The sequence below is a fragment of the Candidatus Bathyarchaeia archaeon genome, assembly GCA_041447175.1.
Classification (GTDB): Archaea; Thermoproteota; Bathyarchaeia; order Bathyarchaeales; family Bathycorpusculaceae; genus JADGNF01.
This window is the reverse complement of sequence record CP166960.1, coordinates 253648-272230: the sequence shown is the minus strand read 5'-3', so window position 1 is coordinate 272230 and position 18583 is coordinate 253648. Positions and strand designations below refer to the sequence as shown.

18 protein-coding genes are annotated in these 18583 nt (G+C 49.5%); 8 read left to right on the top strand and 10 right to left on the bottom strand.

From position 1 onward, the window contains the following. Positions 1-182 precede the first annotated feature (182 nt). Entirely contained in the window at positions 183-1163 is a 981-nt protein-coding gene (locus ACBZ72_01425; protein XES77550.1) for an asparagine synthase C-terminal domain-containing protein, read from the bottom strand. Positions 1164-1358: 195 nt separating this feature from the next. On the opposite strand from ACBZ72_01425, the gene ACBZ72_01420 reads away from it, so the two are divergent. Further along, on the top strand, positions 1359-2669 hold the full coding sequence (locus ACBZ72_01420; GenBank protein XES77549.1) for a coproporphyrinogen-III oxidase family protein: 1311 nt from the start codon (positions 1359-1361) through the stop codon (positions 2667-2669). Beyond that, complete coding sequence (locus ACBZ72_01415) at positions 2666-3430, top strand: carbon-nitrogen hydrolase family protein (protein XES77548.1); 765 nt, start codon at positions 2666-2668, stop codon at positions 3428-3430. The genes ACBZ72_01420 and ACBZ72_01415 overlap by 4 nt, the downstream gene beginning before the upstream one ends. On the opposite strand, the gene ACBZ72_01410 is transcribed toward ACBZ72_01415, so the two are convergent. From ACBZ72_01410 to ACBZ72_01380, 7 genes are all read right to left on the bottom strand, one after another. Next, positions 3427-4863 (bottom strand): hypothetical protein, encoded by a 1437-nt coding sequence (locus ACBZ72_01410; protein XES77547.1) that lies wholly within the window; start codon positions 4861-4863, stop codon positions 3427-3429. The two genes, ACBZ72_01415 and ACBZ72_01410, sit on opposite strands and share 4 nt — an antisense overlap. Positions 4864-4969: 106 nt before the next feature. Further along, on the bottom strand, positions 4970-5587 hold the full coding sequence (locus tag ACBZ72_01405; protein ID XES77546.1) for an NTP transferase domain-containing protein: 618 nt from the start codon (positions 5585-5587) through the stop codon (positions 4970-4972). Beyond that, the gene (cobS, locus tag ACBZ72_01400; GenBank protein ID XES77545.1) at positions 5584-6357 is read right to left on the bottom strand and encodes an adenosylcobinamide-GDP ribazoletransferase; all 774 of its coding nucleotides are present in this window, start codon (positions 6355-6357) and stop codon (positions 5584-5586) included. The genes ACBZ72_01405 and cobS overlap by 4 nt, the downstream gene beginning before the upstream one ends. A gap of 20 nt (positions 6358-6377) precedes the next feature. Continuing rightward, on the bottom strand, positions 6378-7049 hold the full coding sequence (locus tag ACBZ72_01395) for a diphthine--ammonia ligase (GenBank protein ID XES77544.1): 672 nt from the start codon (positions 7047-7049) through the stop codon (positions 6378-6380). A 21-nt stretch (positions 7050-7070) separates the two neighbouring features. Beyond that, complete coding sequence (locus ACBZ72_01390) at positions 7071-8426, bottom strand: ABC transporter ATP-binding protein (GenBank protein ID XES77543.1); 1356 nt, start codon at positions 8424-8426, stop codon at positions 7071-7073. Positions 8427-8436: 10 nt separating this feature from the next. Continuing rightward, on the bottom strand, positions 8437-9519 hold the full coding sequence (locus ACBZ72_01385; protein XES77542.1) for a FecCD family ABC transporter permease: 1083 nt from the start codon (positions 9517-9519) through the stop codon (positions 8437-8439). 43 nt (positions 9520-9562) lie between these two features. Continuing rightward, on the bottom strand, positions 9563-10789 hold the full coding sequence (locus ACBZ72_01380) for an ABC transporter substrate-binding protein (protein ID XES77541.1): 1227 nt from the start codon (positions 10787-10789) through the stop codon (positions 9563-9565). Positions 10790-10955: 166 nt separating this feature from the next. Between ACBZ72_01380 and ACBZ72_01375 the strand changes: the two genes are divergently transcribed. Beyond that, positions 10956-11432, top strand: coding sequence for a phosphatidylglycerophosphatase A (locus ACBZ72_01375; GenBank protein XES77540.1), 477 nt, complete (start codon positions 10956-10958; stop codon positions 11430-11432). Between the two features lie 24 nt (positions 11433-11456). Here the strand turns inward: ACBZ72_01375 and ACBZ72_01370 are convergent, their stop codons facing one another. Further along, positions 11457-12173 (bottom strand): hypothetical protein, encoded by a 717-nt coding sequence (locus tag ACBZ72_01370; GenBank protein XES77539.1) that lies wholly within the window; start codon positions 12171-12173, stop codon positions 11457-11459. A gap of 132 nt (positions 12174-12305) precedes the next feature. Between ACBZ72_01370 and ACBZ72_01365 the strand changes: the two genes are divergently transcribed. The 5 genes from ACBZ72_01365 (at position 12306) to ACBZ72_01345 (ending at position 16851) form a co-directional block, all read left to right on the top strand. Then, positions 12306-12725 carry a hypothetical protein gene (locus ACBZ72_01365; protein XES77538.1) on the top strand — a complete coding sequence of 140 codons (420 nt, stop codon included), beginning with the start codon at positions 12306-12308 and terminating at the stop codon, positions 12723-12725. Between the two features lie 147 nt (positions 12726-12872). Beyond that, positions 12873-14030 (top strand): glycosyltransferase family 4 protein, encoded by a 1158-nt coding sequence (locus ACBZ72_01360; GenBank protein ID XES77537.1) that lies wholly within the window; start codon positions 12873-12875, stop codon positions 14028-14030. A gap of 50 nt (positions 14031-14080) precedes the next feature. Beyond that, a complete protein-coding gene (locus tag ACBZ72_01355) occupies positions 14081-14761 on the top strand; it encodes a glycosyltransferase family 2 protein (GenBank protein XES77536.1) in 681 nt (226 codons plus the stop codon). 13 nt (positions 14762-14774) lie between these two features. Continuing rightward, positions 14775-15302: a DUF1616 domain-containing protein gene (locus ACBZ72_01350; protein XES77535.1), complete on the top strand. Its 528-nt coding sequence runs from the start codon at positions 14775-14777 to the stop codon at positions 15300-15302. Between the two features lie 175 nt (positions 15303-15477). Further along, positions 15478-16851 carry an MFS transporter gene (locus tag ACBZ72_01345; protein XES77534.1) on the top strand — a complete coding sequence of 458 codons (1374 nt, stop codon included), beginning with the start codon at positions 15478-15480 and terminating at the stop codon, positions 16849-16851. Positions 16852-17269: 418 nt separating this feature from the next. Here the strand turns inward: ACBZ72_01345 and ACBZ72_01340 are convergent, their stop codons facing one another. Further along, a complete protein-coding gene (locus tag ACBZ72_01340) occupies positions 17270-18487 on the bottom strand; it encodes a multidrug effflux MFS transporter (protein ID XES77533.1) in 1218 nt (405 codons plus the stop codon). Positions 18488-18583: the final 96 nt, after the last annotated feature.

Genomic DNA, 18583 nt, shown 5'->3' with positions numbered 1-18583 from the left:
AAGTTTTAAACAATTTCACTTTTAAAAAAGGATTTCAAAAATCTACCTTTTAAGATATGCATTGAAAACACCAAAATAGCCCACTACACAATAAATTTCAAAACAGTAAAAACTTAAAGTCAAGCCCAAAAGAGCTTTGCTAAGCAACAAACCGCCATAACTACAAAAAGAAAAGAGAAGGTTTAGATTGGGTAGGCTCCGCAGATTTTGCAGAACTGGATTTTTGTGTCCATGCGGCTGTGGCATTTGGGGCATTCTACTGAACCTTTAGTGAAGATGTCCTTGGGCTTGCCGAATACCTTGCGGAAGTGCTCATAGTAAAGCAGCTGCTCTTTGTCTTGGATTTCAACTTCGTCGGCTTCAAGAATTTGCTTCTTCTTCTCAGCAAACTCTGCGTCGGTTATCATGTCGTTGAAGTGGGTCCGCAGAATTTCGGTGCCGGTGCCCTGCTCCAAGGGAGCTTTAGGTCGCCAAACAACCTCTTTAGGCAGCACATCTTCGTAGGCTTTGCGCAGTATCCATTTGCTGTAGCGTTCGCCGTTTTCACCCAAGTTTATCTTCACTTTAATGGGTAGCTTCTTTGCCCACTCCATGAATGCAGGGTCAAGGTATGGTGCTTTGATGCTCATGCCCAGCGACTCCGCCATGGGTATGCTAGAGAAACCCATTTCTGCCCACATTTCTTCTTGTTTTTTGGCGAATTCTTCTTGGGTTAGGTGAAATTGCCAAGGGTAGCCGAAGAGTTCATCCAATGCGTCGCCGGTGAACACGGCTTTGTAGCCTTTTGGTTTGAGCAGGGTTAAGCCGATGTAGACTGGGAGGCTGTTGCGGATTTCCATGGGGTCAAATTTTTTGAGGGCTTCCACAACTTTGGGGTAGAATTGGAGGACTTCTTCGCGGTCAAAGACATGGGTTTCTTGTTTGAGTTTGAGGAAGTCAACCATTTTTGCGACGTATTGGGTGTCTTTGGGGTTTCCGTGTTTGAAGGCGAGGGTTAGGCATGGGAGGTCTGGTTTGTACTTGACGGCTTCATAAGCTATGATGGAGGTGTCGGTTCCTGCGGAGAAGAGCATTGAGTCGCCCATGTTGTTTTGTACGACTTTGTTTATCAAGGGTTTAACTTCGGGCAAAAACTTCGCGTATTCATTTTGGTCAAGTGCCATTTTTATTCCCCGTAATTACCTGTTTTGACACTTTTGCACTATTTAAGGTTATCCATATGCATACAAAAACGGCGCTTAAAGTAAACAGATGTATCAAAAGTTGCAGTAATAATGAACAACACCCCATAAACCGCCATGCAGCCCCAACGCTTGTCCTCACCCAAGACAAAACATTCCTTGTTTAGTTAACTTTAAATGCCTAAAGGGTTGCTCTTAACAAAGGATGCCAAAAACTTGCTGCCCAACCAAACCAAATGGCCTTACCCAAAAATCGAACACTGGCCCCCCATGACCTACAGAAACTGCACCACCCCCAACCCCGAACAGTTAGCCAACTTCACGCAGCTACTCAGCCAAGAAAACAAAACAGGCGGAAACAAAGAACTACAACCCTGGATTCCCTTCTGCGACGGCAGATGCGCCTTCTGCTATTTCCCCATAAACTGCGAAAAACAAACCATCGCCCTATACATGGAAGCAATGAAAAAAGCCCTTTCAACCTACGCCCAAACCAGATACGTCCAGAGCAGCGTTTTTGGCGAGATTTACGTTGGCGGAGGCAGCCCCAGCGTCTTAAACCAAGACCAAATCGGGGACATGCTACAGTTTTGCCGAAAAAACTTTCACTTAACCAGCGATTGTACCACCAAATTCACCGCCTGCACAAACAACCTTTCGGAAGCAAAAATCAGCAGTTTAGCAGCCAACAAAGTCGACCAACTCGACATAGGTATCCAAACGTTTGATGATTCTCTGCGCCAGATGCTTCTGCTCCGTGACAGCAGCCACGACGCCAAAGAGAAGCTGCGGCGCTGCAAAAAACACGGATTACGGGTCAGCATTGATTTACTGTATAATTTGCCCTCGCAGACCACAAACCAGTGGCTCGAAGACGTTAAGCAGGCTTTAGAGTTGGATGTGGAAAGCGTAGACTGCTACCCTTTGGAGTTGTATTCTGAAACGGTTCTTGCCAAAAAAATCGCCTCCGGAGAGGTGCCGCAGCCAAGCGGCGACGAAAAAGAACTAGAGATGTATATGGAAGCATACCAACTGTTCAAGGCACACGGGTATCTGCCAACTTGCCACAACCGTTTTTCCCGCATCAAAGAGGACTTCAAAGAAGCAGCCTCAGAAGTGGTCGGCACTGGCGCAGGCTTTTTCATGGGCAACATGGGCGGCTTTATCTTCTCTGACTTAGAAGACATCAAAAGCTACATCGCAGCTGTTGAAGAAGGTAAACTTCCAATAGCCCGCTTAACCACCACGTCGCCTCAGCAGGAGATGCTTAGAGCCATGATGCTTTTGTACATTCGGGAGCCTGTTGACCGCGAGAAATTTAAGACGCAGTTTGGCAAGTTACCTGAAGAAGCATTCCCCGCTACCCTGCAGATGCTTCACCAGAAAGGGCTGGTACAGACTCAGGACGGAAAAATTTACCTGACCGAGAAAGGGGACCCTTGGCGGGTAAATGTAGCATGGGAGTTCTTTAACGAGATGCAGCAGTGAAGGTTGAAGCCTTGAAAGTAAGCCTAATTCACATGAAAGTCCGCAGTGACCTTCAAGAAAACCTCGACGCGGCGCAAGCAGGCATACGTCAAGCCGCCAAGCAGAACCCCGCGTTTATTGCGTTGCCAGAGTATTTTTCGGTGCCTAACAACATGGAGCACTTCACCGACGCAGCCGCCATAAGCCGCCAAACCTACCGTGCCACATGGGAGTTTTTGGCGCGGATGAGCCGCGAATTCCCAGACGTTTACTTGATGGGTGGCACGGTTTTGGAGGAGGAAGACGGCAAATTCTACAACACCAGCAGCCTCTGGCATGGTGGCAGCCTGGTTGTTAAGTATCACAAGCGGAACCCCATTAAAGCTGAACTTGACGCGGGCGTGAGTCGAGGCGACAAACCCGTCGTCGTTGACACAGAGCATTGCAAGGTGGGGATGCTGGTTTGTGCGGACATGTTTGACCCCCCAACCATTAAAGCTGTCGCGGACTTGGGCGCGGAACTGGTTTTTCTGCCTGTCGCCGCCATGGGCACGCACCCGCCAGTGAAGGGGCACCCGTTAACGTTCAAGTTGGCGATGGAAAACGGCATTTACCTCATCAAAATTGGCAACGTCAGCAGCAACGCTCGGGGCGGACGAAGCGCATTCATCACCCCATGGGGCATAGAACAAGAAGTATCTGACGCGTTGGAGGATTCGGTGCTGACCAAGGATTTTGATTTGGAAAAGCTGCGGGAGTATAGGAGTTCGCTAAAACGCTAACTTTTGCTTTTTCGCCTAAGCACAACTCTGAACGCCACTATTAAAGCCACAGCAATCAGGACTGCCACTGTGACTATGAGCATACCCTGCACCCACGCGGGAATGCCATTGTTGTTTGTTGGGTTTTGGGTCGATGCTGCAGTCAGCGAGGCTGTCGGATAGATAGTTGGTTGCATGGTCATAGTTGGGGTGTCCATTGTGCTGGGTGACACAGGCGGTGGCGGTGAGGAAACGGTCAGGGTTGTCAGGGCTGTGGGCTCCACTCTGTAGTAGTCGCCCTTGTAATCGATTGCTCGAAGAGTCGCCATTACGTTGTAGGTTCCAGCCACTGAAGGCACCCACGTAAAACGGAAGTTTCCGCCAGTCTGCACCGCAACTGCACCCACGAACCTGTTGCCAAACTGGTCAACAGCCACCACGTCAACTCTGGTGCCGTTTACCATGAAGTCGCCGCTTACGGTTACAGTTGAACCGAACTGCACGGTTGAAGGCGAAACATCAATGCTCAGCGCGGCGGGCAAGGGTGTTGAGTTAGGGGTTTCTTCGGGTCGGCTTGGGGAACCGTTGTCGATGTACTGGTTTTCTTTGATGAGTGGTGTTGCAAAGAAGTTGGCGGTTATCGTAACAGCATTGTTTGTTATGAGGTTGGCTTCAATGGTCGGGTTGCCTGCCCTGACATAGATAGCGGCGTCTTTGCATCGGGACATGACGTTGCCGTAAATGTATGGGTTTCCGCCGCCCACGAACACGGCATCGACGGTGCCGTGCCTGTTCAAATTCGAAGAAGCCACGCCAAACAAATCCAGCAGCCCATTGTCCACAAAGGCTGTCAAATTGTTGTTTAGGATTTGGGGTGAACCAGATTTTACGTTTATGAGGTTTATGTTGTCTACGCCTGCGGTTATGGAGCTGTTGGAGATTTCTGGGGCACCTGTGTAGATTGTGATTACGTTTTCTTTTCCTGCACCCGACATGGTTACGTTATGAATGCGGGGCGAGCTGGAGATGGAGAGGGCGGTTTTTTGAAGAATCACGCCGTCTAAGGTGCTGCCTGCTCCAGTTTGTGGGTTGTAGCTTTGGCTTGTGTTTTCAAAGATTATTTGTCCACTTGTTAGGGTGATGTTGGTGGGGTTAGCGGGGGTTCCTTTGGCGACTAGGGTGCCTTGCACAATAATAGAGTAGGGAACCCAGTCAGACGTATCCATTAATGAGAATATGGTGGTTCCAAGCTCAATTGTTAACGTTGCATCTGAACTGACGGTAACGTTTTGGGTAAGCATGTATGGGCTGTTTGCCGCTGTCCATGCGGTGTCTGTGGAAACTACGCCACCGACGCGGGTTCCGTTCTGCCCGAAGGCAAGGGGGAGGAATGCGAAGGTTAATCCGCCGAAAAGGATGAGGAACATCATTAGCCCCATAAACGGCTTAAACATGCCTATGTCGCCAATACCTGTTGATGAGGTATAGCCTAAAAGGTTGTTTGTAAAGAAGCATTGACAAAAGAAAAACCTACCAGAACCGCACAACTTTAGAGCTTTGCTAAGTTTTATGCGTCTGGGCAAAAAGTTCCTGTGCTCGTTTCAACTCGTCCACTGTGTTGATGTTTACGGCGACCTCCACCCTGTCCAACACGTAGACATCCTGTTCGAGTTCTTCATCGTCGATTCGTCTACCGTCGTTGATGTTTATGCCTGCGGGAACCACTTGTTGCCCCTCATGGTCAAAAGCGTAACCCAAACTCATGCCCAGTTTACGCTTAGTTTCTAAGGGGACAGCCACCACCAACGCAGACTTTCCACATGAGACGTACTTTTCTAGAACATCGTCGATGATTTCGCCTGTAATCAGGGGCATGTCAGCTGCAATTGCCAGCACCGTTTCCAGCCCTAGCACTTTGACTGCGTAGCCCATGTCGGAAACGTATTCTTTGCCTGGCGTTTTGACCACTTTCACGGAAAAGCCGGCGAGGTACGCGGCGGTTTTTGGGGTGTAATCGCTTACCGCCACCACCACTGAATTCAGCTTCTCCGCGTTTGCCAACGCGTCAAGAACGAGTGAGACCACGGGTTTTCCGCCCACCTCAAGCAGCGGCTTTTCCTGCGTCAACGCCATGCGGGTGCCTTTACCGCCCGCCATAACCAGCGCGGTGGTTTTCATGGCAACACCGCCAGCAGGACAACCACGCAGACCATGCGGGTAAGTTCGTTTGTTGCGCCTAAAACGTCGCCTGTTACGCCCCCAAAATGCCGATGCGCAATCGCCACCATCACAAGCCCAGCAACCACCGCAGTTATGACCGTAACAGCCCCTGCAATCCACAGAAGCGGCACCGCAACCGCCAAAGACACCGCCAACGCCGCTGCCAATCGTAAGCTGCCGTGTTTGCCGTGCATGGCTTCCATGAAGGGGGAGTTCATGCCTGTGTGGACGGCTTTGCCTGCCCAAGTGCATACAACCATGGATAGCTTGGCGGACATTTCCACCACGATAAGGGCGGGCAGAATTACAGGAACCGCGAAGCCGCCGTAGGTAACGGTTTGCCCAAGTGCGCCAACTGCTAAGGCGGTGACAAGATAGGTCATTAAGCCTAAGCCGATTGCGCCTGCGCCTGTGAGTTGGTCGTGCATGATTTCGATTTTTCGTTCCGCCGTGCCCTGATACATGACGGCGTCGCCAAAATCCAGCAGTCCATCGGCGTGATGCAGCCCCGTAAGCAAAAGCAAAACGCCAACAGCCAACACGCCAGTGACCAACGTTGGGAGAACAAAGCTGACTGCCCAGCCGAACAAGCCCGCCAGCAGCCCCAAAAAGGCGCCCACTAACGGAAAAAACCACATGAGCTTAGCTGAATCCGTCAGGCAATCCATATCCATACGGACAGGGATAACCGTAAGAAACGCAAAGAGGTTTTTGACTTCTTTCCACATCGGAGATTTCTCGGCTACCTCTAACTTTTTGGGTTGACTTTGAAGTCCAGAATTTCTAAGCGTCCAAAGCCGCCGACTGAGAGCTTGCTGGTTTTTGTAAGTTCGATGCTGCTGTTAAAGATGGGTCCGTCAGTGACTACGGTGTGGTATTCGCCGCCTTCGCCGCAGGGATCCACGTTAGGATGTTTTTGGATGTCGGAGAGGAATTCTGCGTTCAGTTGCCTGCCTAGCCATTCTTCGCCTAACACGGGCAGTTTGGTTCGCACCACGGTGGCTTTAAAGCCTGCGGCGATGAATTCTTTGAAGATTTCGGTGGTGTTTCCCTGCCACAGCGGCCTGATTGGTTTTAAACCGACTTCGCTGAGGACGCGTTCTAGCCAGCGTTCTTCGTGTCCTGCGACCTCGTAGATGTCGCCGGTGACTAAGCCTTCGACGCCGTGGTCTTTGAGTTGAAGCAGGGTTTCTTTGAACAGTTGCTCGTAGGTGCTTGGGGTTGTGATGCGTTTAACCAGCGGCTTATTCAAAGCCTTAACCTGCGCATTCAGAAGGTCAGAGCGTATGCCGTGAAAATTCGACATATTCTCGTCACGCATAAAAGTGACAAGGCTCGTAACATCTAAACCTTCCTTTAACGCTTTATAGTATGCAAAACAGCTGTCTTTTCCTCCACTCCACGCGGCAACAACTTTCACAATCGTTTCCTCCTCATTCAATTATGCTTTTGTTTTGTTTGTTATATCAGTTTCCTTGGAAGCCAAATTGGACTTCAAGTGGTCCGCCACCAAGGCAGGTTCCAACAGGTCCGGTTTAGTTTTTTCCTCAGAAATGTGAAGCAAATGCAAAAGCTCATCCTGCGACTTCACTATAATTGCACCCAGCTGTTTCAACTCCTCATACATTGCTTTTGCTTTGCCATCTGTGAAGTCTCGCACTTCAATGGGGACTTCTTCAAGAACATACGTGGGTGTGCCTCTCTTGAGGGCAGCTTTTGCCGCCTCTAAATTCACCAAGTTGCCCAGTCCAAACGGCACCGAAGTCAAAACTACAATGTTTGCCTGAGCAATCATGTCAAAATTTGCTTTTTGCGCTTTCTCAGTAACAGGGGAAAACGGCGCCTCAGAGGCTACGGGAACCTTAAGGTATTGTGCCGTCTGGAAATCCGTATCCAACAGGTTTAGCACTCCTGTGGTGACGTTGTAGCCTGATTCCGTCAAGATGCGCATCAGCGTGCTGCCTGTGCCCGCGCCGCAAATGACGTGTACGGACAGTTCTTTTTGTTTTTGACCTTTGGGTTTTGAAACGGGAATGACAAAGGGTAAATCTGTGACGGGATGCTTGTTTACGATAACGTCGATTCCGAAAACGTCTTTAATGTTTTCATTGGTCAAGGTTTCCGATGCTGCACCCGCGGCAACGATTTTGCCATCTTTCAGCAGGATAAGGGAGTCGCAGTATCGAGCGGCTAGGTTGAAGTCGTGAAAGACGCCCACAATCAGCAGCTTTTTCTCGTTGCAAAGCTGTTTGAGAAGGTCCATGATTTCCAGTTGGTTGCATATGTCTAGGTGGCTTGTGGGCTCGTCGAGCAGCAGAATCTTGGGTTCCTGCGTGAGGGCGCGTGCGATTATTACCCGTTGCCGTTCGCCTCCGCTCAATTCAGTCACCAGACGGTCAGCTAAATTCCAAGTGTAGGTGTATTCCATGGCTTGCTTGGCAATGTTGAGGTCTTTTTCGCTTTCGCTTTGAAGCCTAGAAAGGTGAGGTGCACGCCCCATGAGGACAACTTGCAGGGCAGTGAAGCTGAAGGCAACAGAACTGTCCTGAGGAACCACCGCCATGCTTCGGGCAACTTCACCAATCTTCATCTTGTACACATCAGAGTTATCAATTAGGATGGCGCCTTTGCGTGGTTTAAGCACGCGGCTTATGCTTTTGAGTAGGGTGGTTTTGCCTGAGCCGTTGGGTCCTAAGATGCCCAGAAACGTGCCGGTTTTAACCGTGAAATGTACGTTTTCCAGAATCTTCACTGACTCGTAGAAGCAGTCGACACCTTCAATCTTCAAGTTTACCATGATTTACGCCTCAAAGTGCATCGATCCTTTTCTTTCTTCGTAGGAGGAACAGGAAGAAAACCACGCCTGTCACTGCGGTGATGACGCCCACGGGCACTTCGCTGGGGGAGGTGGGGGAGGTCAGGAACCGCGTTAAGCCGTCGCAGAGGACGAGGAATATGGCACCTGTGAATATGGAGGCGGGAAGCAGGACTTTGTGGTCGGGTCCAACCAGTAACCTTGCAAGGTGGGGCACCATTAAGCCTATGAAGCCGATTAAGCCGCTTATGGAAACCGCTGCACCCGCCAGCAGGGCACCAATCAACATGAGTATCAGTTTGGTTCGTTCAATGTTCATTCCTAAGTGTTGGGCTTGGTCTTCGCCCAAAGTGAGCAGGTTGAGGTCCCGTGAATAGAGGAAAGTGACAATAACACCAAACAGGACAAAGGGCAAGATGGTTGAAACGCCTGTCCAAGTGGTTCGGGTGGAGCTTAAGCTGCCGATTAACCAGAAAGTCAAAGGCCCCAGTTTGTCGCCTGCGATGGTTTGCAGGTACGTCACAATAGCTAACTCAAAGATGCTTACTGCGATACCTGACAGCAGCAGGGTGGTTATTGGGACTCGGGAGCCGACTCGAGAAATGGAGTAAACCACAAGCACGGACACCATGCAGCCTATAAAGGCAAAGATGGGTATGGTTCCAAGCCCGAAGATGGAGATGCTAAACACTATGGCTAAGGCTGCGCCCAGAGAAGCACCAGAGGATGCGCTGGTGGTGTAGGGGTCAGCCATGGGGTTTCGGAACAGCCCTTGAAATATCATGCCTGAAGTTGCCAGTGCGGCGCCGACCAGAGCTCCGCAGACGATGCGTGGTAAGCGTACCAGCATTATTATGGGTTCTTTGGCAGCTTGGAAGGGCGTGAGAGTTATGGAGTCGCCGATGAACGGGATGTTTTTTAAAAGAATCTGAAGAGTGTCCAGAGGGGGAATCTGGGAGAAACCCATGTTTAGGGACAAGAAGATGGTTCCCAGAAAAACTAGTATAAGCAAGAGGAAATATGCTTTCCAGCGTGACTTGCGAATAGGTGCATTTTGTTTTTTGTTAGTGTCCAAGGGATGGTTGCTCCAGCCTTACAAATAAAAAAAGAGGTGGTATTTATGATGTATCGTGGTATTCGCCGAATATCTCGGGGTGAATTATCTTTGCGAGAAGCTCCAGCGATTCGACTTGTCGGGGTCCAGGCTCGTCGATGATGTCGCCGCTTACAGTGTACATTTTGTTGTTGACAACAGCAGTTATTGAGCCCCAGCCAGCTCTAGCAGCTACAGTTGAGTAGTTGCCCCAGAAACTTTCCACACCCATCTGTGTGGGGAAAACCATGATGTCGGGGTTCTCTTCGATTATGGCTTCGGAGCTGACAACGGGGTATGCTTCGGTTGCGTTTTCAAAGATGTTTTGTCCGCCAGCCATGTTTATCATGTCGGTGACAAAGGATGTGCTGCCAACGCTCATGTAGGGGTCGCTCCAGATTTCATGGTACACCAGAGGTCGGGTAGTTGCAGTTTTCACTCCGTTAACGACAACATCTATTCTTTGCTGCATGGTTGCAACTTCGTTTTGGGCGTCAGTGTCGTGTCCTGTCGCTTGACCTAACTTGAGCATATCCTGCATAATTTCGTCAAGGTCTGCAGGGTTTAGGGTTAAAACGTTGTAGCCTAAACTTCGAAGTTGGTCAGCAGCGTCAATACTTCCTAAACTTGCCACAATCAAGTCAGGGTTCAATTCCACGATGGGCTCGATTGCGGGTTGGTAATAGTTGCCTATGCTGGACATGTTCCCTGCCGCTATCCAAGCGGAGAAGTTGTAGGGATAGTTGCAGTAGTCTGTGACACCCACGACAGCGTTGCCTGCGCCAACAGCGAAAATCATTTGCGTGTTAGCGGGAGCCAACGAAACAATCCGTTGAGGGTACTGGTTTAAGGTAATGGTGTTACCTTCGTCGTCAGTTACAGACACTGGAAACACAGGTGTAGGGGATGGAGTCGGTGAAGGCGTAGGGGTAGCTGTGGGGGAAGGAGAAGCAGAAGGAGAGGGCGAAGCCGTTGCGGTGGCTGTTGGAGAAGGAGTTACAGTTGAGGTGGGACTGTTGGAAGGTGAGGTTGTCGGTGAGGAGGTGGGAGACGGACTATTCGCTGTCGGGGTAGGGGTGCTTGTTGGAGTACTTGTAACCGTTGGGGTGGGGGATGGAGTAAATGTGGGAGAAGGCGAACTGCTGGGCGTAGGCTCGTTGCCTGTGGATCCTTGATAGTACATGAAGACGCCGATTGAAGCAACCGCGATTATAACAATTGCAACGATTGCGGCTAAACGTGTATTCACCATTTTTTCAAACACTCTTTTAACGTAAGATGGATTATCCAACCGCCATAGCGAATATAAACTTTCCCAAAAACACAAAACAAACAACTTTGCCCTTGCAAAAAGGTGAAATCTTCCAGCCAGCACGCAATGCTTAAGAAAAAGCTCTGTGTCTGTTGGGGTGATTAGAATGAAATCGGAAATCAAGCTGCCGATGTTGACGTATCTGGAAGAAAAAGGCGTAACCCTTCAAGACCTCCTCGATACTGCACTGGAGTTTTATGTTCCTCATCCAGGGGTGGAAACCAAAGAGAAAGCCACCCAAACATTAACCAGAGAGTTTCTTGACGCATTAACAGACCCCAACATAGCCACACTGATAACAGCAGCCTACTTGGCGCAGGAAGCTGCAGAGGCAGGGAAAATCCCAGGTTTAACACAAGAAGTGTTTCTGGGGCGCCCAGGGCTAGTAGCCGACGAACTCATCGGCATGGCAGTTGCAGGCTACATCGCAGGTGCACGGGGGCTGTTTGAGTTCACGCGGTTTGACCAAGCAAAACCGGGAATTCTGAAAAAACTGGGTCCAATAAGCAATGACGCCATCGGCGGACTCATTGCAGGCGTCTCCTCAAACATGTACACCCAAGCCGTCCGCTCCCTCAAATAGCGGCGCTCCTCTTTCCCAAACTCTTTAGACTTTTTTGAATGCCGAAAAGACGCCGTGGCAATCGCAAGCCGTACCCACGATGAATTGGGGTTTGGTTTCTGCCCAGCGGAAAAACTTCAAAAGCTCCGTGCCCTTAAGCGCGCCCATACCTGGAGCCATGGAGTGGCTTATCAGGATGAAGGCTTCGGGGCTGGCGTAACGCATCAGCCGCGTCATGGTGCAGGGTTTGGTTATTTTGGAGGTGGGGCAGGTTTCGGGCATGGAGCAGAGTTCTTGGCATTCGTGGTCGCGGTTAAAGCTGACGATGAGTTTGCCTTTGCCAGCCAGCAACACAACGGAGGCGGGCAGCCGGGGCAAAATGGTATTTATGGCGTCCACCCAGGGGGCAAGGGAAAACTTGATTTTCGCCATATCCGCCGCGATATGCACGGGGGCAGTGGGGAAGACGTAGTCGGGTTTGAGGGCGTCGATGAGTTCGATTGCTTTGGGAAGGTCACCCACAACAAAGTGCTTCCCCTTGGCGCTTGGGTCAGTGGGGGTTTTTAGGTTGAAGCGTTTGACGGCTTGACAGTTTGGGTCAGGATCCACTACAATGAAGCTTTTGTTTTGGGTCTTGAGCAATTCCACGGCGTGGCAACCATATTTTCCGCCTCCAACAATAATGTCCAACGTTGCATGTTCCTGCTGAAACTTCAGCGTGGATAGCTCATCCAACTCGAACGGTATTAAGGTTTCCCGCAAAACAGCACGGTCGGACTACTCAAGCATCGTTGGGTCTAAGCAGCACTCTAAAATTCAAAACGATAAAAATTTAAATGTAAAAGGACCCCACTTTGCAATATAGCATTTATAGATTGATAGGAGTATTGTGTTGTGAACGATACTACAAACAAAAAAAACGAAACCAATACTCGAATACATAAAGTAACGTTTTTTGTTGAACCACCCATTTGGTTAAGCAAAACCAAATTGTGCTTTGACACTTTCGGTTTGCCTAAGGATTTCGTTCAGAGGGCAGATGCGGAATTGGAATTAGACGGGGATTTAATCACGTTTATAGAATCAATGGGCGACCCCTTTGAAATCGAAAAGATTGCCCGCCTCGAAGATGACCAAATGGAAGCATTCTTTTCCAAACAAGCGGAAATGCCAATGTGGGCTGCACATTATGCAACTGGAGCCTCAGGGGCCCGTTATAGCGTGCTTGTAGAATATGGACTTGATTCAAAAGAAATGCATGAAGAGAGTTCAAGAATAAAGAACCTGTTTAACAACGGGTCAAGCTCTGTTTAATCTCAAACCTATTTGGATGCTATTAGCAATTGTATGCAGAACCTATAGAGGGGTCTACCTCGAACAAGTTTAGTGGCAGTTTTTGCGGTTTTGGGGTGTACCATAAGGTTCTAATAGTTCATTTGTTGAGGGCTATCTGCGGACATCATGGAACCCATGAACCTGTGCATCGTCACCCACACGTTCCTGCCGCATGTCGGCGGCATCGAAAGGGTGGTCTACGAGCAAAGCAAGCGCCTCCTCAAGAAGCAAATTAACCTGAAGGTGCTTACCCACAAAAACTTCACCCCCAACCAATACTGCTACGACGGCATCCAAGTCCAATGCTACGACGCCCTCAACATCGGGTTTAGGCTTGGCATCCCCTACCCCATCCCCAACATAAACAGCTACAAACCCTTTTTGGAAGCAGCCAAAACCAGCAGCCTCATCCACGCCCACGGCCACCCCTACCTATCTTCGCTTGCGGCGGCGAAACTTGCAAAACGCTACAACAAACCCTTCCTGCTCACCCAGCACAACACATTCATCGAATACAACGGAATATGGGATTATGTGGAGAAAATCAACGATTTAGCCGTGGGGAAACAGACGCTTAAGGAGGCAAAGAAAGTCATTGTCATCAGTAACGCCACCAAAAACTATGTCTTGCGGCTTGGTGTGGACCCTGAGAAGGTGCAGGTGATTTATAACGGCGTTGACTTGGAACGCTTCAAACCCGCCGCCCACGAGGGGGAAGCGGTGCGCCACAAACTGGGCATCCCCAAAGAAGCCATAGTCGCCGCAACCGTCCGTCGACTGGTTTACAAAAACGGCATTGACACCCTGCTGGACAGCGCCAAAATCACGGTCAAGGAGAATCCTCAACTGGTTTACTTAGTCATAGGCAAAGGTCCTGACTTTCTGGATGTGAAAGCTAAGGTGGAGCAGATGGGTATTGAGAAGAACTTTGTGTTGGCAGGCTTTGTTTCCGACGAGGATTTGCCGCGGTACTACAATGCGGCGGACTTTTTTGTGTTGCCCAGCAAGTCAGGGGAGGGGTTGCCTTTGGTTGCGCTTGAAGCCATGGCATGCGGGTTGCCGTTGGTGGCAACGGACGTGGGCGGAATCAAAGAAATCGTGATTCAAGGTTTTTGCAGGGTTGTGCCGCCCAACCAGCCAAAAGCGGTGGCGCAGGCGCTTTTGGAGTTTGCCGACAAGAATCAGGCAGCACTTCAGGGCAAATTGCGTCAAATCATGACGGAAAAGTACAGTTGGGATGTTAATGTGGAGAAGCTGATGAAGGTTTATGAGGAAATTATTTAAACCCTGTGGAAATTATATAAAACTCCCACGTGTGAGGAATTGCGTTTCCCATGACATCGAAAGTTGATATGGTTTCAGTTGTCATTCCGACTCTTAACGAGGCTGGAAACATCCGTGAGGCGTTGGATATTCTTGACAAAGAATTGGCATTCCCCAAAGAGATTATTGTTGTTGACGGCAACTCCACCGACGGAACCATAGAAATTGTTAAAGATTCAAACGCGCGGCTCATCATTGAGCCCCGTCGAGGCTACGGATTGGCGCTGCGGGTCGGCATGAAAGCCGCCAAAGGCGACGTAATCGTAATGGTTGACGGCGACGGCACCTACGAATTCAAACACGTCAACCGCCTCGTGCAAAGAATGCTGGACACCGACGCAGAAATGTGTTTGGCGACGCGTATGTATGACCCCAATAAAGCCATGGGACTCTTCAACTTTGTCGGCAACAAACTCATCACGTTCTGCTTCAACATGCTCTACAAACAAAACTTCAGCGACACCCAATCAGGCTTCCGAGCCATTTCGCATTCGGCGCTGGAAAAAGTTGAGTTCAAAGAGACGGACATGCCTTTTGCCACGGAGATGCTCATCAAGTTCTCGCGTAAAGGCTTCAAAGTGGTGGAAGTTCCCTCAAACTACAAGCACCGCCGCTACGGCAAAACAAAGCTTAAGCCGTTCAATTCGGGAATAGAAATTTTAACCACCATCCTTAAGGGTCTAAGAGAATAGAGCCCCGAGCACAATGCAAAAACTAAGCCGCAACTTTAACATCCAAGACAACAAAAACGCTTTCACTGTGGCAGTGGCAATTGCCCTTCTTTTAGCTTCGGTTTTACTTGTCACGTATGTTGTTTTGCTTCAACCTGAACCTGACGAGTACATAACGTTGAACCTGCTGGACAGCAACAAAAAAGCTGTTGATTACCCTGAGGTTTTGGTTGCCAACGTGAGCAGCACCTTTAGCGTTTACGTTAACGTAGAAAACCATCTGGGCGAACCCCTAAACGAGACGCAGGTCTTGGTGAAGGTTGCCCAAAACGCAAACCCCACCTTTCCCATGGACGCCAACGTGACCCAAACGTTAACCACCAAAGCCCTGCAAAATGGCGAGGCAACCAGCGAAATCGCAACTGTGAGCCTAAACCAGCCAGGAGACTATTTGGTTGCGTTTGAGTTGTGGATTCCTAATAAGGAAACGGGTGTGTTTGAGTTTTCGGAAAAAGTTTGTGTATTAAACGTGCAGGTTACCGCCGAAAACTCCGCAGCCTAACCGATTTCAAAACTTGATTTTCACAGAAACGCCATTCCGAGAAGGCGGGGAAGCCACATTTTTGTGTCCTCTTTGGGCGATAAATCTTATATGGGGGTCAGGTTTGTCTCAGCTAATCTTGAGGCCAGCTTGATGCCTGTCTTGGCGCCTTGCCCAGCGGAGGACACACCTACCCATGGTTAAAAACCAAAATGCAGCGGCCAGCAGGGAGTCAGCAGGCACCGCCCAGAAAACAGCTGCAGTCACCAAGAACAGGCATCGGTTTTTTGGGCCAACAGGCGGGTCAGGTTGGGTAAGCGCAGTTCTTCCTTACAACATTGCTTTAGGTCCCGTAGCCACTTTGGTTCCGCTGCTGATTTTGAACCTCAACGGAACCGTGCTTGAAGTAGGATTAGCACTCACCATGTTTAACGCAGTCAGCATCCCCGCATCCCTGTTCTGGGGACGGATAACTGACCGTTTCCAAAAACGGCGAATGATAATCATTGCAAGTTTTCTTAGTGCAGCACTGATTCTGACGCTGTTCATGTTTGTGCAAACAAGCTACGGCGTTTCGCTACTTTACGCTTTGTTTTCGTTTGTAACCACTGCGGCAACAACCCCGCTGAACTTGCTGGTCATGGAAACGGAGAAGAAAACAAAATGGGCATCGGCGTTCGCGCGGTTTTCGATGTTTTCCAGTGTGGGGCAAACGTTGGGTTTGGTTTTGGGCATGGTTGGGTCTTCTTTTTTTCCGCTGAGGTACTTGATGATTCCCTTAGCTGTCTTCTCCCTGATATCGGCGGGCATGGCTGCCTACTTGATTCGGGAGCCAGAAGTGGTTTTTGAGCGGCAAGCCATCGTCATGAATAAGCAGAGCTTCTTTTACAGGCTGCGCCGCTCCCCGTATCTATTCCTAAAGGTCCCCAGCCGAAACGATTTCAAACGCGTATTCAAAAGCTTGCACAGTGAACTGACGCGGCACACACCCTTGCTTTACTTTGCCATTTTTGGGTTCTTTTTGTCAGCAGGAATCTTTAACACGTCGCTAATTCCAGCCTTGGACGCCGCGGGAATTTCCAGCTTGATGATTTTCGCCGTTATCTTGCTGGGTATGGTGGTTCAGATAGCTTCATTTCGTTATGCTGGACCCTACATTGAACGTAAATCGCCAGTTAAAAGCGCCATCGGAGGGTTGGTGCTGAGGGCTGTTAGTTATGGGGTGATGGGTGTGTTTGCCTATTTCCTTACGGGGTTGTGGTTTCTGCTGCCCGTGCTGATTTTCTACCCGCTGGCTTCAGGCATAGCTTACTCAGTTTACTACACTGCATCAAACACCATGGTGTTTAACACGCTCAGCCCCCGACGCAACGGCTCGGCTCTTGGCGTGTACAGCGCCCTTGCAGGAGTGGCAACAATGGCAGGCTCAGTTATTTCGGGGTTTGTTTCATTCTACGGAGGATTTTACATCACGTTTTTGGTTTCTGCCGTTTGCCTTGGAGTTTCAGCTTGGTTACTCTCATTTATGGACAACGGACTGGTCAGCACAGAAACCAACATACCAACCTAAGAAACAAAACCTGCGAGGCTCTTAAACAACCAGAAGATTTTGCGCATTAGAGCTTTTGATTCCAACTCTCGCGGTTCTCACACTGAGTAGGATTTGTTGATAACATTTGACGCAGTAAGATTTCTCGTCGACCACGTAAACCGAGCGGGAAACGACGCCAAGTGGTTCGCCGCAAGCAAAACAAGAAACAATAGGGGCCTCTTTGGCGGTCTCCATTGGCAATTCACGCTCAGCACTTACAGATTGGCTTCGAAAGATTTTGCTTGTGGGGAGGAAGAAACCGTAGTCCCAACTCACGGTGTTTCGCCTTCTCAATTGAGACAGCATACATATGAACAGAGGAACTAAAAAAACTTTTTAAATACAAGAATACGAGCGGCATACTGGCTGATGCGCCACAGTTATAAGCCACAAACAATTATTCGGGCTTAATCAAGTTACGTCTACTCACCCAGACCCAACTTAAAAAGCAAACAAACCCAACCCCCATGTTAATCGCCCCGATGAGAGATAAATTAGTTTCATCCATTGAAGCCAGAATCATGCCGCCGCTGGCAAATAAGAGACTAAAGCTGTTAATGAGGGCTGATGCGGCTCCTGTGTATTCTTTTTGCTGCTCAAGCATGTAACATACACCGGGTGGCCGGGCACAGCTTGCCATCATAGACGCAGGTAAAAGTGCAAATGTGAAAACAAGTGGTCCAAAGTTGCCCACGAGGCAAACTAATGCGCCACCAGCAATCATAGAAACAAAACAAAGCATAACGATTCGTTTACGGCTGAAGGATTTTGAGAGCCAAAGGTAAAGCATCGGCCCCATGATTAAGCCCACGGCGTTTATAGCAAAGTAGAAGCTGTACCACTGTGCTGAAAGCCCAAAGCCACGCTGGTAAATGTAGGAAGAGCTGGAAATAAAGGCAAGCGTAGCAGTGCTTACAAGCGAGAAAATAATCAGAAGCACAAGAAAGCTGGGGTTTTTCAGCACGGTTCCAAGCCGACGCATTGACCCCAGAACCGTTCCAGTGTGTCGCTGCAAAATTGTTTCTTCCATCATGAGACAGCCAGCTAAGGAGGCGACGCCGATGAGGGCTAGTGCCCAGAATAACCCCTGCCACGAAGTGTAGGGAAGCATGAACGCGCCTAAAACGGGGGCAACCGCGGGGGATATGACGACCATAGACTGAACAAGGGAGAGAACGGCTTCCCGTTTTCGCCCTGAATAAACATCCTTAACCATGGCGGTTGCAACTGCAGTTGCCGCGCTGCCGCCTGATGCTTGCAAAATACGGGAAATGATAAGCTGGGTGATGTTGGCGGAGAGGGCACAAGAAACACTGGCCACGATATAAATTGATAAGCCCAAAAGGAGGATGGGACGACGCCCGTATTTGTCGCTCAGAGGACCCCAGAAAAGGATGCCTAAAGCAAAGAAAAGAAAAAACAAAATGAGAGTAAGGTTGGTGAGGTCACCTGAGACATTAAAGAAGTCACCCATGTTTGGAAGAGCGGGGAGGTAAAGGTCAGTGGAGAGCGGAACAAAGGCAGAGAGCACCGCAAGTAGAACAATCAGTCCACGGTCTCCCAGATGCCGCTGTCTGACGGTGGTTTTTGGTTTGGCTTCAGGTGTGTTTTTCATGTATCCTTTCTCCCCAAGGAACAAGTGGAGGCAAGGTATAGGCAGAAGATATAAGTGTTTCCTGCAGTTCAACCATCAACTTTGCATGAAACAAAC